The organism is Streptomyces tendae (genome assembly GCF_014650435.1).
Classification (GTDB): domain Bacteria; phylum Actinomycetota; class Actinomycetes; order Streptomycetales; family Streptomycetaceae; genus Streptomyces; species Streptomyces tendae.
In genome coordinates, this window is sequence record NZ_BMUY01000003.1 from 266,080 (window position 1) to 283,807 (window position 17,728).

A 17,728-nucleotide genomic window follows, 5' to 3' on the forward strand; every position below is an offset into this window, starting at 1 on the left:
TGCGCGAGCCACTACGGGAGTGTCTCTTGGGTAACACGCGAAAGGCGGACCCGCTTCCCCTCGGGGAAGTGAGGCCCGCCTCGCGAAAGTGTCCGGTCAGGCGACCGGAACGATGTTCACGACCTTGCGGCCACGGTGGGTGCCGAACTGCACCGCACCGGCCTGCAGCGCGAACAGCGTGTCGTCGCCGCCACGGCCGACGCCGGCGCCCGGGTGGAAGTGGGTGCCGCGCTGGCGGACCAGGATCTCACCCGCGTTGACGGCCTGACCGCCGAAGCGCTTCACGCCGAGCCGCTGGGCATTCGAGTCGCGACCGTTCCGGGTGGACGATGCGCCCTTCTTGTGTGCCATGTCTCCTCAGTCCCTTACTTCGCAGCCGCGGGGATCTCAGTGACCTTGATCGCCGTGTACTGCTGGCGGTGGCCCTGACGACGGCGGTAGCCGGTCTTGTTCTTGTAGCGCAGAATGTCGATCTTCTGGCCCTTGTGGTGGTCCACGACCTCGGCCTGGACCTTGATGCCGGCCAGCACCCACGGGTCGCTGGTCACAGCGTCGCCGTCAACAACGAGCAGGGTCGAGAGCTCGACCGTGTCGCCTACCTGGGCGGTGGAAATCTTGTCAACCTCAACGATGTCGCCGACAGCAACCTTGTGCTGGCGACCACCGCTGCGCACGATGGCGTACACGCGGATCTCACTCTCTCGCTCGGAAACGGCACCCCCGCAGTCCAGCCACCCGGTGACACACGGACAGCCTCTCCCGGCCGGGGCCCGCGAGGGCCCGCACCCGGAAGGAAAGAGGTTTACGGGGATGTGACGCGTCAGTCGACACGCCGACGGTCAAGGTTACGGGGCCGCACGACAGGGGTCAAACCGGGCCCACGGAGCCCGCGACCAGGGCCGCCGGCGATCAGCCGGAGACCGCCGCGACGTACTCCGCGTACGCCTCCCCCGCCCGCGCGGGCGACAGGTCGAGGTGCTCCAGGATCGTGTACCGGCCGGGCCGGGTCTGCGGCGCGAACTCCACGGCCCGCACGAACTCCTCGTCGCCGAAGCCGATCTCCCCGGCCACCACGGGCAGCCCGTGCCGGCGCAGCGTGTCCGCCATCAGCAGGGAGCCCTCCCGGTCGCCGCGCAGGTACGTCGCGAAGGCGGCGCCGATGCCCACCTGCTCGCCGTGGCTGGCGGCGCGCCGGGGGTACAGCAGGTCGAGGGCGTGGCTGATCTCGTGGCAGGCACCGGAGGAGGGGCGGGTGTGCCCGGCGATGGTCATGGCGATCCCGGACAGCACCAGGCCCTCGGTCAGCACGGTCAGGAACCCGTCGTCGCCGCAGCCTCCCGGGTGGCGCAGCACGGCCTCCCCGGCCTGCCGGGCGAGGGCGGCGGCGAGGCCGTCGACCTTCTCGCCGTTCACCCGGTGGGCCAGCTCCCAGTCGGCGACCGCGGAGACGTTGGAGACGGCGTCGCCGATCCCGGAGCGCACGAACCGGATCGGTGCCTCGCGGATCACCGCGAGGTCGACGACGAGCGCGATCGGCGTCGGCACACCGTAGGAGCCACGGCCCGCGTCGTTGTCGAGGATCGAGACCGGCGAGCAGATGCCGTCGTGGGACAGGTTGGTGGCCACGGCGACCATGGGCAGGCCCACCCGGGCCGCGGCGAACTTGGCGCAGTCGATGACCTTGCCGCCGCCGAGGCCGACGACCGCGTCGTAGCGCCCCGACTTCATGCCGTCGGCCAGCCGCACCGCGTCGTCGATCGTGCCGCCGCCGACCTCGAACCAGTCGGCTCCGGGCAGGGACGGTTCGAGCCGCCTGCGCAGCCGGGCCCCCGAGCCGTCACTGATCGCCACGGCCAGCTTCCCGGACTGCGAGATCCGCTGGTCCGCGAGGACGCTCGCCAGGTCGTCCAGGGCGCCCGGCCGGACGTCCACGACGAGCGGCGAGGGGATGAGCCTCGTCAGTACCGGCACGTGGTCTCCCCTCACCTCGCCGGGGCGATCCGGCTGTCACTGATGATGCGCCCGGGGACGGCCGGGGAAACGTGTGGCCCCGTACGAACGGATTCCGTTCGCCCGGGGCCGCACGTTCGCGACAGGCCACAAGGCGCGTGGCGTGCCGGATCGGACAGGTGCCGGATCAGCCCTCGTCGGTGGCGGCCGTGACCGACGACGGTGCCTGCTGGGCGGCCGCCGCGGTCTTCTTCGACGCCGTCTTCTTGGCCGTGGCCTTCTTGGCGGTCGTCGTCTTGGCCGCCTTCTTGGCCGTGGCCTTCTTCGCGGTCGTCGTCTTCTTGGCCGCGGTCTTCTTGGTGGCGGCCTTCTTCGCCGTCGCCTTCTTGGCCGTCTTGCGGGCCGCCGCCTTCTTGGCCGGGGCGGCCTCCTCGGCCTCCGGGGCCTCCTCAGCGGGGGCCGACGGGACGACCACGACGGCCGCCTCCTCGGACGCGGTGGAGGTGGTGGGCTTGCGCACCGCACGGCGCCGCGGACGGGCCGGGGCGGCGCTCGCGGCCGGCTCGGCGGCGGCCGGGGCCGCCTCCGGTGCCTGCTCGGGCTCCGGCGCGGGCTGCTCGGACACCGTGGTCGCGGTCTCCGGGACCGTCAGTACGGCGGCCTCGGCGCCCTCGGGCGAACCGGCCGGCGCGGACACCTTCCGGGTGGCCCGACGGCGGGTACGGCCCTTGGGGGCGGCCTCCTCCGACGCGGGCGCCGGAGCCTCGGCCGGAGCGGCCGGAGCCGGGGCCGGGGCGCCGGAGACCGCGTCCTCGACGGCCGCGGGCTCGGCCAGCACCTCGGCGGCGGGCTCGCGCCGCACCGGACGCTCGACCTCCTCCCGCACCGTGACGTCCTGCGCCGTCGGCGCCTCGGCGGGTGCGGCCGCCGCCTTGGCGGCCTCGCCCTTCGCGGCCTTGGGGGCACCCGCGGGGGCGGACGCCCGACGGCTGGCGCGACGCCGGCCGCGACCCCGGGTGGCCGCGGCCTCGGCCTCGGCGGCGCTGCTGTACAGCTCCTCGTCGGCGCTGAAGTCGGGCGCCGGGAGGGCGACCGGCTCGGCCACCTCGGCGGCCACCTCGGTCTCGGACTCGGTGTCCGCCTCCTGCTCGGCCGTCGGGCCGGTCTCGACCCCGGCGACGGCCTCGTGCTCGTGCGGCTGGTCGGCCCCGGCCCGCGCCCGCTTGCGGCGCTTGCCACCGCCGCCGCCCGCGGCGGACGTCGGCTGGTCGAGGTGGACGATGACACCGCGGCCGTTGCAGTGGACGCAGGTCTCCGAGAACGACTCCAGCAGACCCTGGCCGACCCGCTTGCGGGTCATCTGGACCAGGCCCAGCGAGGTCACCTCGGCGACCTGGTGCTTGGTCCGGTCCCGGCCCAGGCACTCCAGCAGGCGCCGCAGCACCAGGTCCCGATTGGACTCGAGCACCATGTCGATGAAGTCGATGACGATGATGCCGCCGAGGTCGCGCAGCCTCAGCTGGCGCACGATCTCCTCGGCCGCCTCCAGGTTGTTCCTGGTGACCGTCTCCTCGAGGTTGCCGCCCTGACCGGTGAACTTGCCGGTGTTGACGTCGATGACGACCATCGCCTCGGTCCGGTCGATCACCAGCGAACCGCCGCTGGGCAGCCAGACCTTGCGGTCCAGCGCCTTGGCGAGCTGCTCGTCGATCCGGTACGTGGCGAAGACGTCGACCTCGCTGGTCCACCTGGACAGCCGCTCGGCGAGGTCCGGCGCCACGTGGGACACGTAGCCGTGGATGGTCTGCCAGGCGTCGTCACCGCTGACGACGACCTTGGAGAAGTCCTCGTTGAAGATGTCGCGCACGACCCGGACGGTCATGTCCGGCTCGCCGTACAGCAGCGTGGGGGCGCTGGAGCTGCCGCCCTTGGCCTTCTTCTGGATGTCCTCCCACTGCGCCTGGAGCCGCTCGACGTCGCGGCGCAGCTCCTCCTCGCTGGCGCCCTCGGCGGCGGTGCGCACGATGACGCCCGCGTCCTCGGGGACGATCTTCTTGAGGATCGTCTTGAGGCGGGAGCGCTCGGTGTCGGGCAGCTTGCGGCTGATGCCGGTCATCGAGCCCTCGGGCACGTAGACCAGGTAGCGGCCGGGCAGCGAGACCTGGCTGGTCAGACGGGCGCCCTTGTGGCCGATCGGGTCCTTGGTGACCTGCACCAGGACCGACTGGCCGGACTTGAGGGCGGACTCGATGCGGCGCGGCCCGTTGGCCATGCCCAGCGCCTCGAAGTTGACCTCACCGGCGTACAGGACGGCGTTGCGGCCCTTGCCGATGTCGATGAAGGCGGCCTCCATCGACGGCAGCACGTTCTGCACCTTGCCGAGGTAGACGTTGCCGACGTACGAGGTGGCCTGCTCCTTGTTGACGTAGTGCTCGACGAGCACGCCGTCCTCCAGGACGCCGATCTGGGTGCGCTCGCCGTGCTGGCGGACGACCATGACACGCTCGACGGCCTCGCGGCGGGCCAGGAACTCGGCCTCGGTGATGATCGGCACGCGGCGGCGGCCCTGCTCGCGGCCCTCGCGGCGGCGCTGCTTCTTGGCCTCCAGACGGGTCGAGCCCTTGATGGACTGCACCTCGTCGGACGGCTCGGGCTTCGGGCGGGGCTCGCGGACCTTGACGACGGTGCGCTCGGGGTCGTCGGTGGCGGAGGACTCGCCCTCGCCCGAGCCGTCCCCGGCCCGGCGGCGACGGCGACGGCGGCGACGGCTGCTGCTGGAACCACCGCTCTCGCCGGTGGACTCCTCGCCCTCCTCGTCCGCCTCCTCGTCCGCCTGCTCGGCGGTGTCCGAGGCGTCCTGGTCGGCCCGGTCGGACTGCTCGGCGGCGTGCTCCGAGTCGCCGTCGGTCAGGTCGCCGTCGGCGGCGTCACCGCGGCGACGGCGGCGGCCGCCCCGGCGGCGACGGCGGCGCGACCCGGACTCCTCGTAGCCCTCGGCGTCGTCGTGGTCGTCGCCCGACTCGTCGGTCTCGGCCTCGGCGTCGGCATCGGCCTCCGCCTGGGGCTCGTCCTGGGTGACGGCGGCGGTGGCCCGCTCCTCGGCGGCCTCCTCGGCGGCGGCACCCCGGCGCTTGCGGCGGCGGCGCGCTCCGGCGGGCTGCTCCTCCGCGGCCTCAGCGCTGTCCTCGACCGGCTTCGCCGGCTCGGCACCGGCCGCCTCGGCGGCGGCCTCGGCCGCGGCCCGCTCGGGCGTCTGGAACTGGGGCTCGGCGAACACGGGCGCCTGGAACACGGCGACCGCGGGACGCGACGGACGCTTCGGCGCCTCCTCCTCGGCGGCCGCGGCGGCGGTCTGCGCCGGGGCGGCGAAGCCGGTGGCGGCCTTGCGGGTGGACCGGCGGCGCGCACGGCGCGGCGCGGCGTCCTCACCGGACTGGGCCGCCTCGGCGGCTTCGGCGGGCGCGGCGGCCTCGGCGGTCTTCGTCGTCTTCGCGGGCTCGGCGGCAGCGGCGGCCTCGGGCGCGCTCGCTTCGGCGGCGGCCTCGGCGGGCGACTCGGCAGGCGCCTCTGCCGGGGCGGTCACGCGGCGCGTGGCACGACGACGGGTCCGGCCCTTGGGCGCGGCACTCTCGGCCTCGGCCTCGGCGGGCTCCTCGGTCTGCGCCGGGGCCTCGGCGGCGGGGGCCGCGGGCACCACGGTCTCGGCCGCCTCCACCGCCGCGGGCGCCCCGGCGGGCGCGGAGGCCCTGCGTACCGCACGGCGTCGCGGCCGGGCGGGGGCCGCGGGCTCCGCGGCCGGCTCGGGGGCCTCGGCCACCTCGGCGGGGGCCGCCTCGGCCGGGGCCACGGTCTCCGCCGGCGCCTCGGAGGCACCGGACGGCGGGCCCGCCGGGCGGGAAGCGGCCCTGCGCCGACGGCGCGGCGGCAGGGTGTCGCTGGGGGTGTTCGATTCGGAGTCGGTCGAAGCGGTCGACGACTCGGTGGGTTCGGTCGGTTCGAGCATGCGGGGGTTTCTCCCGTCAGGCTCCCGGGCGCCGCGCCTGGTCCGGCATCGACATGTCGACCGCCGGTGACGTCCGCGGCTCGCGCGGTGCGCGGTCGCCGCCGTCCGGGGCGCGGGCGCCGCTCGGAAGCTCATCCGTGTCTTGTCTCGCCGGTTCCGTACCCCTTGTCGTGCACGGCCTGGCGAAAGTCTTGTGGTCGGTGCGCTGCCCGACCCAGGTGGCTCCCGAGTTCGAGGGCGGCGCTACGACGTCCGTCCCTACGCGGAACCTTCCTTACGCCGACGCCTTCGCGGCGGCGGAAGCGGCGGCCGGATGCGGCTCGGGCGCTTCTGCCTCGCGGTCGGGCGCGAGCGGGTCGGTCACCGCACCGGTCTCTTCATCGAACAGCCCCTGCGCCAGCCTGGTCACCGCTGCGGGGACCGGCGGCGCCAGGTCGGCCACGGCGCGAAGACCGGACAGGACGTCGTCGGGTCGTACGGCAGGCGTCACGTGCCGAACAACCAGCCGCAGTATCGCACAGGGCCGGTCGGTCGGCCTATCAGCCGGTGAACCGTGCGTGGTGACGCTCTCCAGGTGCGCGACGGCGGAGCGGGTGTCGAAGGTACGGACGCCGTTCTTCGTACGGCGCTGGACCTCCACCGCCGGGGCCGCGTTGAACGCCGCGACGGCGGCTTCGGCCTCGGCGGACTCCACACCGGCCAGCCGCAGCTCCCAGACGGAGGCCGTCAGCCGGTCGGCGAGCCCGGAGGTCCGGGCCTCGACCGCGTCGACGACGTCGAGCCCGGCGGGCAGCGACTCGTCGAGCAGCAGCCGCAGCCGCTCCGGATCACGCGCTTCGGTGAGCGCGATCTCCAGGTACTCCGCCTCACTGCCCGTGCCGGTGGGTGCGGCATTGGCGTACGACACCTTCGGGTGCGGGGTGAACCCCGCCGAGTACGCCATCGGCACCTCGGCGCGGCGCAGCGCACGCTCGAAGGCGCGCTGGAAGTCACGGTGGCTGGTGAACCGGAGGCGGCCGCGCTTGGTGTAACGCAGTCGGATGCGCTGCACCGCGGGAACGGGCGGCGGGCCTACGGGCTGTCGCTTGCCCAGTGTCGTTCAGTCCTTCGTGAGAGCGGTCGTACTGCTACCAAGAGTACGTGCCTCGGCGGCGGATGGTTCCCGCCCGTCCACCGGCTGCCGCTCGGCGGGCCCCCCGAACAGCATGCGGCGCACGTCGGCGCGGGCCTGCCGTACCGAGAGCCGCGCCGAGGCCAGCGCCTGCCGGGCCGCCCGCCGCGCCCCGCGCCCCGCCTCGGCCAGCGGCCGCAGGACGGTGTCCCGCACGGCATGCCCCACCGGGGTCAGCACACTCCGGTACACCCAGCGCGCCGGTTCGGCCACGGTCCACCGCAGGACGGTGCCGAGGAACCGCCCGACGGCGCGCGAGAGGTGCCCGGCGACCCGCCAGGCGTGCCCGAGGGCGTCCGCCACCTCCCGTCCGACGACGGCGAGGAACCGGCCGACCGGAGCGAGCACCCACCGCCACACGGCGAGCACCGGCAGCACCAGCAGCACCCGGCAGACCCAGTACAGAACGAAGCCCACACCGGTGACGACCAGTCCCACCCCCCGCGCCACCTGCCGTCCGCACCAGGCGAGCGCGTGCCCGACCGGGGTCAGCACCCACCGGTACAGCCACACCGCCGGTACGACGGCCAGGTACCGCCCGAGCCACGCCAGACCGGCGTACAACCCGCGTGCGATGGCCGCGAGCACCGCACCCACCCTCGTGAAGAACCAGGCGAGCGCCCGCCCGACCGGCGTCAGCACCCACCGGTACAGCCACACCGACGGCACCACGAGCAGCACGCGCCCCAGCCACCCCACGCCCTTGGCGAGCGGCACGACGACATACCGCCACAGCGCGACCAGCGGCCACACGAAGACCGCCCGCCCGAGCCACGCCAGCGCCCGCCCGACGGGACGCAGCACCGCGTCCCGCAAGAACCGCCCCGCGACGACCAGCGCGTCCCAGACCATGCGCACCGGCACGACCAGCACCAGCACCACGAACCGCACCGGAATCCGGATCGCCACGGCAAGACACCCCTCGGCATCCGACCGCCGCACCGGCTCCCCCGTCCCCGCCTGCGTTCCCGCACCGGGCGCCTTCTCCAGATCCACCATGCCCATGAGGACGCCACGGAACCCGGTTCGGATCCCGAGGCGTCCTGCCCGCGGCTACTCGCCGCCCGGGACGGTGCGCGCCGGCTCCGCGTGTTCCAGCAGTTCGCGGACGAGGGCGACCAGGGCGTGCGGGGTCCTGGCCAGGGCCTGCGGCAGGGCCCGGGCCTCGGGCGGGACGATGTCGGAGCCGTCGAGGTTGATGATCCAGAGCTGGATCTCACCCACCGCGTGCCTGCGCAGGGCCAACTCGATCTCGTCGTAACAGAACCTGCTCAGGGCGTACGACCTGCTCCACAGGACGACGAACAGGTCCGCGGACAGGACCGCGTCCTCGATCGTGGGGTTGACCATGCGGTCCGGCCGCGCCCGCCCGGCGGCCGCCCCCAAGCCCGTACCCCGCTCCCCAGTCGCGCGCGTCGAACGGCACACGTCCCCGGCTGACCACCCGTCACGCACCGGGGCACGACCAGACCGTACCCCTCCCTGATAGCGTCCGGGGCATGTCTGCTGCCTCGTGCGCGGCCGCTTGCGCCGCGGTGACCAGGACGTCCCGCTAGCGGCGGGCGTTCGGCTCACACATCCTTCCTGGACGTCCAGCCGCTTCGTGATCGGACCGGAGCGGCACCCTCGTGCTGCTCGGAAACTCTGAGCGACGGAGCACCCGATGCTTCCAGGCATCCATTCCTCACGCGGGCACGGCCCGTCCCCGACACGCGCATGGCTGGTGCTGTGCGCGATGTCCATGCTGCAGTTCTTCATCGCGGTCGACGTGACCGTGGTCAACATCGCCCTGCCCTCGATCGGCGCCGGTTTCGACGTCGACGGACACACGCTGACCTGGGTCGTGGTCGGCTACACGGTCACCGGTGGCGGGCTGCTGATGCTCGGCGGCCGGCTGGGCGACCTGCTCGGGCGGCGGCGCGTGCTGCTGCTCGGCACCGGCCTGTTCGGCGCCGCGTCCCTGCTGGCCGGCCTGGCCCCCACGTTCTCCCTGCTGGTGGTCGCGCGCCTGCTGCAGGGCGCCGGTGAGGCCGTCGCGCTGCCTGCCGCGATGGCCACCATCGTCCTGCTGTTCCCCGAAGGGCCGCGCCGGACACGGGCCCTGAGCGTGTGGGCGGCGGTGGCGAGCTGCGGCCTCGTCCTCGGGTTCGTCGTGTCCGGAGTCATCACCGCTCACCTGGGGTGGCGGTGGGTCTTCCTGGTCTCGGTCCCGTTCCTCCTGATCGTGCTGCTGGCGGCCGTCCTCCTGGTCGACGGCGACCGCCCCGCGACCGGGGACGCACCGCCGCTGGACCTGCCCGGCGCGCTGCTGCTGACCGCCTGCCCCCTGCTGTTCGTCCTCGGCGTGGTCGAGGCCGGTGAACCCGGGGCGCCCGCGTGGGTGGCGCCGACGTCGCTGGCCGGGTCGGTGGCCGCCGGAGTCGGCTTCGTCCGTGTCGAAGCACGCTCGCGCCATCCGCTGCTGCCGCCGCGCTTCTTCACCGACCGCACCCGGGTGACGGCCAACCTGACCACGGTGCTGCTGAGCGGGGGGCTGTCGACCTCGTTCCTGCTGTTCACCTTCTACTTGCAGGACCGGTTGGGCGTCGGCCCGCTGGGCTCGGGCCTGACCATGCTGCCCCTCGCCGTCTCGCTCCTGGTGTTCTCCGCGCTCGTGCCGCGCCTGCTGAACCGCTGGGGAGCACGCGCGTGCGTGCTGACCGGCATCGGGCTCACCGCCGCCGCGATGGCCGCGATCGCACTGGTCTCGACCCTGGAGGCGGGCAGGGCGGCGATGATCCCGGCGATGCTCCTGATCTCGGCCGGGATGGCGTTCGGCATCGTGGGGCTGCAGTACCTCGCGGTCAGCGGCGTCACCGAGGACGACGCCGGGATCGCCTCGGGCGTCCAGCGCGCCGCCGACCAGCTGGGTGGCGCGACCGGGGTGGCGGTCTGCGTCGGAATCGGCTTCGCCCCGACCCTGCACTCCCTCGACCCGTTCCTGGTCGCCACCGTGCTGGCCACCCTGGGCCTCACGGCCGGCGCCCTCATGGCCTGGCGCACCCCCGCACCCACAGCAACCGCGGACACACCCACCGCCTGACCCACGCCGCACCGGGGTGCCCCACGGCACCCCGGCTGCAGCCCCTCAGCCCGCCGGAGCGCTGTTCTTGACCGACGGCGGCAGCAGCTTCTTACCGGTCGGACCGACCTGGATCTCGGTGTCCATCGCCGGGCATGGCCCGCACCACAACCGCTCAGGCTTGTCGCAGAGAAAGAGACAACCGGCGCCGCTCGCGGTCGATGTCCGTGACGACGACCGTGAGTTCCTCGCCCACCTGTACAACGTCCTCGGGTGCCCTACCGGGATCCGCACTCAGCTCTGGCAAGTGCACCAAGCCCTCGACGTCCTCCGCGACCTGCACGAAGACGCCGAACGGAAGAACCTTGGTCACCTGTCCGGTCATTCTCTGGCCCACCGCAATGTCGTCGACGAACCACAGGAACGGGTCCGGCTGAGTGGCCCGCAAGGACAGCCGAGCCTCACCGTTCCACGTGTCGAACTGCAAGAACTCGCAGTACACGCGCTGCCCGACCTCAACAACCTCCGAGGCCGCCTCGAAGCGGCGCCAGGACAGCTCGGGATACGTGATGAAGCCGACGCCGGGATAGACCGGGTGATCGGGGCCCTCGTCCAGCGTCACGAAGACGCCGAACGACTCGATCGTCGCCACCGTTCCGGTGAGACGTTGGCCGTAGCGGAGCCGCTTGAGGAACGCCCAGAGTTCCGGGTTCTCCGTGGCCACCATCGACAGGGATACCCGGCTCTCCTCCAAGTCCACGGAGAGCACCTCAGCGGTGATCCGTTGACCGACCACAACAGCATCAGCCCTGCGCCGTTGCCAGGAGACATCCAGCGGCCCCACCACCCCGAGTGGACGAGCGGCGAACCCGTCCAGGGTCACGGTCACCTCAGACCGGGAGACCGCCGCCACCACGCCACTACAGAGATCACCGACCTGGATCGGGGTCAGAAAGCTCCTTATGGCTTGATCAGCCGACGCATCCCCCATGCCGCTCAGGGTCCCACGCGCCTCTAGACCCACTCCACCTCAGTCTGGATGCTCGTGTGGCCCCCAGAGGCGTCCGTGGAGCGTCTCCGGTCGACTGCCGCTCCTTCACGGCCCCGAGCGAACCGAGCACCGCGGCCACCTCATCCTCTGTGGCGTCCGCCACAGCCTCAGCGATGCGCCGCAGTGGCTCAGTCATCCCCGGCTGCCGCGCCTCAGCCGGCCGGAGCGCTGTTCTTGACCGACAGCGGCAGCAGCTTCTTACCGGTCGGACCGACCTGAATCTCGGTGTCCATCGCCGGGCACACCCCGCAGTCGAAACACGGGGTCCAGCGGCAGTCGTCGACCTCGGTCTCGTCGAGGGCGTCCTGCCAGTCCTCCCAGAGCCACTCCTTGTCGAGGCCGGAGTCGAGGTGGTCCCAGGGGAGGACCTCCTCGTAGCCGCGCTCGCGGGTGGTGTACCAGTCGACGTCGACGCCGGTGGGCTCCAGGGCCTTGTCGGCGCAGGCCATCCAGCGGTCGTAGGAGAAGTGCTCGCGCCAGCCGTCGAAGCGGCCGCCGTCGTCGTAGACGGCGCGGATGACGGCGCCGAGGCGGCGGTCGCCGCGGGAGAGGAGGCCCTCGACGATGCCGGGCTTGCCGTCGTGGTAGCGGAAGCCGATGGAGCGGCCGTACTTCTTGTCGCCGCGGATCTTGTCGCGGAGCTTCTGCAGGCGGGCGTCGGTCTCCTCGGCGGAGAGCTGCGGCGCCCACTGGAAGGGGGTGTGGGGCTTGGGGACGAAGCCGCCGATGGAGACCGTGCAGCGGATGTCGCCGGAGCCGGAGACCTCGCGGCCCTTGGCGATGACGCGGGTGGCCATGTCGGCGATCTGGAGGACGTCGTCGTCGGTCTCGGTGGGCAGGCCGCACATGAAGTACAGCTTCACCTGGCGCCAGCCGTTGCCGTAGGCGGTGGCGACGGTGCGGATGAGGTCGTCCTCGGAGACCATCTTGTTGATGACCTTGCGGATGCGCTCGGAGCCGCCCTCGGGGGCGAAGGTGAGGCCGGAGCGGCGGCCGTTGCGGGTCAGCTCGTTGGCCAGGTCGATGTTGAAGGCGTCGACGCGGGTGGAGGGGAGGGACAGGCCGATCTTGTCCTCCTCGTACCGGTCGGCGAGGCCCTTGGCGACGTCGGCGATCTCCGTGTGGTCGGCGGAGGAGAGGGACAGCAGGCCGACCTCCTCGAAGCCGGTCGCCTTGAGGCCCTTGTCGACCATCTCGCCGATGCCGGTGATGGAGCGCTCGCGCACCGGTCGGGTGATCATGCCGGCCTGGCAGAAGCGGCAGCCTCGGGTGCAGCCGCGGAAGATCTCCACGGACATGCGCTCGTGGACGGTCTCGGCGAGCGGGACCAGGGGCTGCTTGGGGTAGGGCCACTCGTCGAGGTCCATGACGGTGTGCTTGCTGACCCGCCACGGGACGCCGGAGCGGTTGGGGACGACGCGGGCGATACGGCCGTCGGGGAGGTACTCGACGTCGTAGAAGCCGGGGACGTAGACGCCGCCGGTCTTGGACAGGCGGAGGAGGAGTTCCTCACGGCCCCCGGGGCGGCCCTCCGCCTTCCAGGCGCGGATGATCGCGGTGACCTCCAGGACGGCCTGCTCGCCGTCGCCGATGACCGCGCAGTCGATGAAGTCGGCGATCGGCTCGGGGTTGAAGGCCGCGTGGCCGCCGGCCAGGACGATCGGGTCGTCGATGCCGCGGTCCTTCGCCTCCAGCGGGATGCCCGCCAGGTCGAGGGCGGTGAGCATGTTGGTGTAACCCAGCTCCGTGGAGAAGGAGAGGCCGAAGACGTCGAAGGCGCCGACCGGGCGGTGGCTGTCGACGGTGAACTGCGGGACGGAGTGCTCCCGCATCAGCTCCTCGAGGTCCGGCCAGACGCTGTAGGTGCGCTCGGCGAGGACGCCCTGCTGCTCGTTGAGTACCTCGTAGAGGATCATGACGCCCTGGTTGGGCAGGCCGACCTCGTAGGCGTCGGGGTACATCAGGGCCCAGCGGACGTCGCAGGATTCCCAGTCCTTGACCGTGGAGTTCAGCTCTCCGCCGACGTACTGGATCGGCTTCTGCACGTGTGGGAGCAGGGCTTCCAGCTGCGGAAACACGGACTCGGCGGCCGGGGAGGCTTCGGCAGGCATCTCACGGGACCTTCGTGTGCTGACAAGGGGGACCATCCAGCCTAACCCGGCCGGACCGGTCCCCCTTACCGCTGACCCCGCGAGTGCCGGGCTACGCCGACATCGGTCTCTGCACGGTGATCGACTGGAGCAGGCCGACCGCTATCCAGACGGCGAACATGGAGGAGCCGCCGTAGGAGACGAAGGGCAGGGGCAGGCCGGTGACCGGCATGATGCCGAGGGTCATGCCGACGTTCTCGAAGGTCTGGAAGGCGAACCACGCGACGATCCCGGCGGCGACCACCGTGCCGTACAGGTCGGGGGTGCTGCGGGCGATGCGGCAGGCGCGCCAGAGGACCACGCCGAGCAGGGCGATGATGAGGCCGGCGCCGAGGAAGCCCAGTTCCTCGCCGGCGACGGTGAAGACGAAGTCGGTCTGCTGCTCGGGGACGAAGCGGCCGGTGGTCTGGGAGCCCTCGAAGAGGCCGGAGCCGGTGAGTCCGCCGGAGCCGATGGCGATGCGCGCCTGGTTGGTGTTGTAGCCGACGCCCGCGGGGTCCAGGGCGGGGTTGGCGAAGGCGGCGAAGCGGGCGATCTGGTAGTCGTCCAGGATGCCGAGCTGCCAGACGGCGAGCGCGCCCGCGGTGCCGGCGCCGAGCAGGCCGAAGATCCAGCGGTTGCTGGCGCCGGAGGCGAGCAGGATGCCGAGCACGATGATGACCATGACCATGACCGACCCGAGGTCGGGCATGAGCATCACGATGAGCATCGGCACGGTGGCCAGGCCGAGGGCCTGGAGCACGGTGCGGTGGTCGGGGTGCGGCCGGTCCCCCGCGTCGACGCGGGCGGCCAGCAGCATCGCCATGCCCAGGATGATCGTGATCTTCACGAACTCCGAGGGCTGCAGCGAGAAGCCGCCGGGGAGCTTGATCCAGGAGTGGGCGCCGTTGATGGTCGAGCCGAGCGGGGTGAGCACCAGCAGGATCAGGAAGACGGAGGCGCCGTAGAGGACGGGCACGGCGGTGCGCAGGGCGCGGTGGCCGAGCCAGACGGTGGCGACCATCAGGGCGAGCCCGATGCCGGTGTTCAGGAGGTGCCGGGTGAGGAAGTAGTACTGGTCGCCCTGGTTGAGCTCGGTGCGGTTGCGGGTCGCGGAGTAGACGAGCAGCGAGCCCATCAGCGAGAGCCCTACGGCGGCCAGCAGTATCGGCCAGTCGAGCCGCCGGGCCATGGAGTCCCGGGCGAAGAGGCGGGTCCAGCCGCCCTTGTCGGGGCCGTAGCCGGAGACATGGAAGCTGTTGCCGGTCATGCGCGTGCCCTCCGGCTTCTTCCCCTGCCGCCCGGCCGTGCACCGCGCCCGGAGCCGCGTGCGCCGCCTCGGCGTCGGTGGCGCCGGGTGTCGCGGTTGTCCCCGTTCTGGTTGGGGGTGGTGGCGGGCTGGTCGCCCTCCTCGACGGGGGCGTACTCCTGGTCCGGGGATGCCTTCTCGTCGGGCTGGAGTTCCTTGACGATGTCCTTCGGCATCTTCGGCGAGAGGATCGTGCCGTCCGTCTTGATCTTCGGGAGGCTCGCCTGCGGCTTGGGCAGCAGTGCCTTCTTCGGGTCGATGTCGCCGTCGTCGGAGACGCCGTACAGCGCGTCGTAGATGTTGCGGACGGCGGGTCCCGAGGCGCCGGAGCCGGTGCCGCCCTGGGAGATCGTCATGACGATCGAGTAGTCCTTGGTGTACGTCGCGAACCAGGACGTGGTCTGCTTGCCGTAGACCTCGGCGGTACCGGTCTTGGCGTGCATCGGGATCTTGTCCTGCGGCCAGCCGACCTGGGCGAACCGCCAGGCGGCGGTGCCGCGGCTGGCGACGCCGGCGAGCGCCTCGTCCATCTTGGCCAGCGTGGTCTTGCTTATGGGCAGCTTGCCGTGGGCCGTGGGCTCGATCTCGCTGACGGTCTTGCCGTCGGGGCTGACGACGGCCTTGCCGATGCTGGGGTCGTAGAGGGTGCCGCCGTTGGAGATGGCGGAGTAGATGGTGGCCATCTGGATGGGGGTGACGAGGGTGTCGCCCTGGCCGATGGAGTAGTTGATGGAGTCACCGGCGCGCATCTTGTTGCCGCTGTGGCAGTTCTCGTACGCGATCTTCTCGACGTAGGAGCCGTCCTTCTTGCCGGACTTGCACCAGGCGTCCTTGTTGGCCTCCCAGTAGTCCTGCTTCCACTGGCGGTCGGGGACGCGGCCGGTGACCTCGTTGGGGAGGTCGATGCCGGTCTTGTCGCCGAGGCCGAACTGGTGGGCGGCCTTGTAGAAGTAGTCGTTGGGGTTCTTGGGGTTCATCCCGCCGTCCTTCTTCCACTCCTCGTGGGACAGGCGGTAGAAGACGGTGTCGCAGGAGAGCTCCAGGGCGCGGCCGATGGTGATCATGCCTTCGTTGGCCGACTCGAAGTTCTTGAAGACCTGGCCGCCGACGTTGTAGGCGCTGGAGCAGTCGTAGTTGCCGTCGAAGTCGTAGCCGGCCTCGACCGCGGCGGCCGAGGAGACGACCTTGAAGATGGAGCCGGGGGCGGCCTGGCCCTGGGTGGCGCGGTTGAGCAGCGGGTAGTTGGAGTCCTTGCCGGTGAGCTTCTTGTAGTCCTTGGCGGAGATGCCGCCGACCCAGGCGTTGGGGTCGTAGTCGGGGTTGGAGGCCATGGCGACGACGCGGCCGGTCTTGGCCTCCATCACCACGACCGCGCCGGCGTCGGCCTCGTAGGTCCGGTTGGTGTTGCGGTCCATCTCCTTGCGGGCGGCCTTCATCGCCTCGTTCAGCTCGTACTCGGCGACCCGCTGGACGCGGGCGTCGATGCTGGTGACGAGGTTGGAGCCGGGGGTGCCCGGGTCGGACTCGGCCTCGCCGATGACGCGGCCGAGGTTGTCGACCTCGTAGCGGGTGACGCCGGCCTTGCCGCGCAGCGCCTTGTCGTACTGGCGTTCCAGGCCGGAGCGGCCGACCTGGTCGGAGCGCAGGTAGGGCGAGTCGGTGTCCTGGGCCTTCTGCAGTTCCTCGTCGGTGACCGGCGAGAGGTAGCCGAGGACCTGGGCGGTGTTGGACTTGCCGGGGGCGGCGTAGCGGCGTACGGCCATGGGTTCGGCGGTGATGCCGGGGAAGTCCTCGGCGCGTTCGCGGATCTGCAGGGCCTGCTTGACGGTGGCCTCGTCGGTGACGGGGATCGGCTGGTAGGGCGAGCCGTTCCAGCAGGGCTGCGGGGTCTTGGCGTCGCAGAGCCGGACCTTGTCCATGACGTCCTGGGGCTTCATGCCGAGGACGCCGGCGAGCTTGGTGAGGACGGCCTTGCCGTCGTCCTTCATCTTGAGCAGCTCGGTGCGGGAGGCGGAGACGACGAGCCGGGTCTCGTTGTCGGCGAGGGCGACGCCGCGGGCGTCCAGGATCGAGCCGCGGGTGGCGGGCTGGACGACCTGCTGGACGTGGTTGCCGGAAGCCTCCTCGGCGTATTCGTCGCCCTGGCGGATCTGGAGGTACCAGAGGCGGCCGCCGAGGGTGGCGAGGAGGGAGAGGACGAGGATCTGGATGACGACGAGCCGGGTCTGGACGCGGGTGCTGCGGCCGGTCTCCGGAATGTTAGTCATGGGCGCAGCCCATCCGGTTGAGGGTGGTGGTGGGCGACGGGTGGGAGTTGGTCACTGGTTCTGGCTCCCCCTCACGAAGTGTGTGCTGCTGGAATGCTGCCGCCTGGTCACAGCCGCTTGACCCCCTTGATGCGTCCGGTGCGGGCCACGCGGGCGCGGGCCGTCTTCACCCGCAGTGCGTTGCGCTGTCTGCCGATGCGCAGGCCGGTGCCTCCGGAGAGCCAGCCGGAGGAGATGTCGGGGCTCTGGGCGGCGGAGTTGGTGTCGGCCAGCGGGTCGTGTTCGGCGCGCCGGGCGAGCGCCATGATGCCGGGGACGACGAAGGGCGCGAGCAGCAGGTCGTACAGGGCGGCCGTGAACAGCAGGCTGGGCAGGCCGACGTGGCGGGCGGCGGTGTCGCCGACGAGGGCGCCGACGCCCGCGTAGAGCAGGGTGGTGCCGACGGCGGCGGCGCCCACGACGACCAGCGGGCCGGTGGCCGAGCGGAGCCGTCCGTTGTCCGGTTTGGCGAGGCCGGCGAGGTAGCCGATGACGCAGAGGACGAGGGCGTAGCGGCCGGCGGCGTGGTCGGCGGGCGGGGCGAGGTCGGCGAGGAGTCCGGCGCCGAAGCCGACGAGGGCGCCGCCGACGTGGCCGTAGACCAGGGCGAGGCCGAGGACGGTGAGCAGCAGCAGGTCGGGGACGGCGCCGGGCAGGTGGAGGCGGGCGAGGACGCTGACCTGGATCACCAGGGCTACGACGACCAGGGCGACGGACAGCAGGATCCGGTTGACGCGCATGGGGTGAA

At 72.1% G+C, this 17,728-nt stretch carries 13 protein-coding genes; 1 reads left to right on the plus strand and 12 read right to left on the minus strand.

What is annotated here, in order from left to right; translation table 11 throughout:
- Window positions 1-96: 96 nt before the first annotated feature.
- The 7 genes from rpmA to IE258_RS09940 all read right to left on the minus strand — a co-directional run bounded on the left by rpmA (window position 97) and on the right by IE258_RS09940 (window position 8,510).
- The gene (rpmA, locus tag IE258_RS09910; protein WP_003976205.1) at window positions 97-351 is read right to left on the minus strand and encodes a 50S ribosomal protein L27; all 255 of its coding nucleotides are present in this window, start codon (window positions 349-351) and stop codon (window positions 97-99) included.
- 14 nt (window positions 352-365) lie between these two features.
- Window positions 366-686: a 50S ribosomal protein L21 gene (gene rplU / locus IE258_RS09915; protein WP_007449531.1), complete on the minus strand. Its 321-nt coding sequence runs from the start codon at window positions 684-686 to the stop codon at window positions 366-368.
- A gap of 223 nt (window positions 687-909) precedes the next feature.
- Window positions 910-1,971: an iron-containing alcohol dehydrogenase family protein gene (locus IE258_RS09920; protein ID WP_189741732.1), complete on the minus strand. Its 1,062-nt coding sequence runs from the start codon at window positions 1,969-1,971 to the stop codon at window positions 910-912.
- 166 nt (window positions 1,972-2,137) lie between these two features.
- On the minus strand, window positions 2,138-5,953 hold the full coding sequence (locus IE258_RS09925) for an Rne/Rng family ribonuclease (protein ID WP_189741734.1): 3,816 nt from the start codon (window positions 5,951-5,953) through the stop codon (window positions 2,138-2,140).
- Between the two features lie 274 nt (window positions 5,954-6,227).
- The gene (locus IE258_RS09930; RefSeq protein ID WP_189741737.1) at window positions 6,228-7,004 is read right to left on the minus strand and encodes a TIGR03936 family radical SAM-associated protein; all 777 of its coding nucleotides are present in this window, start codon (window positions 7,002-7,004) and stop codon (window positions 6,228-6,230) included.
- A 48-nt stretch (window positions 7,005-7,052) separates the two neighbouring features.
- Window positions 7,053-8,129: a hypothetical protein gene (locus tag IE258_RS09935; RefSeq protein ID WP_189741740.1), complete on the minus strand. Its 1,077-nt coding sequence runs from the start codon at window positions 8,127-8,129 to the stop codon at window positions 7,053-7,055.
- A 48-nt stretch (window positions 8,130-8,177) separates the two neighbouring features.
- Window positions 8,178-8,510 carry a toll/interleukin-1 receptor domain-containing protein gene (locus tag IE258_RS09940; RefSeq protein WP_229892015.1) on the minus strand — a complete coding sequence of 111 codons (333 nt, stop codon included), beginning with the start codon at window positions 8,508-8,510 and terminating at the stop codon, window positions 8,178-8,180.
- Window positions 8,511-8,859: 349 nt separating this feature from the next.
- Between IE258_RS09940 and IE258_RS09945 the strand changes: the two genes are divergently transcribed.
- Entirely contained in the window at window positions 8,860-10,206 is a 1,347-nt protein-coding gene (locus IE258_RS09945) for an MFS transporter (RefSeq protein ID WP_189741743.1), read from the plus strand.
- Between the two features lie 154 nt (window positions 10,207-10,360).
- Here the strand turns inward: IE258_RS09945 and IE258_RS09950 are convergent, their stop codons facing one another.
- The 5 genes from IE258_RS09950 to mreD form a co-directional block, all read right to left on the minus strand.
- Window positions 10,361-11,176: a S1 RNA-binding domain-containing protein gene (locus tag IE258_RS09950; protein ID WP_189741746.1), complete on the minus strand. Its 816-nt coding sequence runs from the start codon at window positions 11,174-11,176 to the stop codon at window positions 10,361-10,363.
- Window positions 11,177-11,388: 212 nt separating this feature from the next.
- Window positions 11,389-13,347, minus strand: a complete 1,959-nt coding sequence (locus tag IE258_RS09955) for a TIGR03960 family B12-binding radical SAM protein (protein ID WP_189741749.1) — start codon at window positions 13,345-13,347, stop codon at window positions 11,389-11,391.
- Window positions 13,348-13,438: 91 nt separating this feature from the next.
- Window positions 13,439-14,635, minus strand: coding sequence for a rod shape-determining protein RodA (gene rodA / locus IE258_RS09960; RefSeq protein ID WP_127892216.1), 1,197 nt, complete (start codon window positions 14,633-14,635; stop codon window positions 13,439-13,441).
- Window positions 14,632-16,941, minus strand: coding sequence for a penicillin-binding protein 2 (gene mrdA / locus IE258_RS09965; protein ID WP_159329529.1), 2,310 nt, complete (start codon window positions 16,939-16,941; stop codon window positions 14,632-14,634). Before mrdA ends, rodA begins: the two co-directional genes overlap by 4 nt.
- Before the next feature lie 107 nt (window positions 16,942-17,048).
- Window positions 17,049-17,720 carry a rod shape-determining protein MreD gene (mreD, locus tag IE258_RS09970; protein ID WP_189741752.1) on the minus strand — a complete coding sequence of 224 codons (672 nt, stop codon included), beginning with the start codon at window positions 17,718-17,720 and terminating at the stop codon, window positions 17,049-17,051.
- Between the last annotated feature and the right edge of the window lie 8 nt (window positions 17,721-17,728).

What these genes read in the sequence shown, in the direction of transcription:
- rpmA (WP_003976205.1), bottom strand. Translation starts at nt 351, where the DNA reads ATGGCACACAAGAAGGGCGCATCGTCCACCCGGAACGGTCGCGACTCG.
- IE258_RS09925 (WP_189741734.1), bottom strand. Translation starts at nt 5,953, where the DNA reads ATGCTCGAACCGACCGAACCCACCGAGTCGTCGACCGCTTCGACCGAC.
- IE258_RS09935 (WP_189741740.1), bottom strand. Translation starts at nt 8,129, where the DNA reads ATGGGCATGGTGGATCTGGAGAAGGCGCCCGGTGCGGGAACGCAGGCG.
- IE258_RS09945 (WP_189741743.1), top strand. Translation starts at nt 8,860, where the DNA reads ATGTCCATGCTGCAGTTCTTCATCGCGGTCGACGTGACCGTGGTCAAC.
- IE258_RS09950 (WP_189741746.1), bottom strand. Translation starts at nt 11,176, where the DNA reads ATGGGGGATGCGTCGGCTGATCAAGCCATAAGGAGCTTTCTGACCCCG.
- IE258_RS09955 (WP_189741749.1), bottom strand. Translation starts at nt 13,347, where the DNA reads ATGCCTGCCGAAGCCTCCCCGGCCGCCGAGTCCGTGTTTCCGCAGCTG.
- rodA (WP_127892216.1), bottom strand. Translation starts at nt 14,635, where the DNA reads ATGACCGGCAACAGCTTCCATGTCTCCGGCTACGGCCCCGACAAGGGC.
- mrdA (WP_159329529.1), bottom strand. Translation starts at nt 16,941, where the DNA reads ATGACTAACATTCCGGAGACCGGCCGCAGCACCCGCGTCCAGACCCGG.
- mreD (WP_189741752.1), bottom strand. Translation starts at nt 17,720, where the DNA reads ATGCGCGTCAACCGGATCCTGCTGTCCGTCGCCCTGGTCGTCGTAGCC.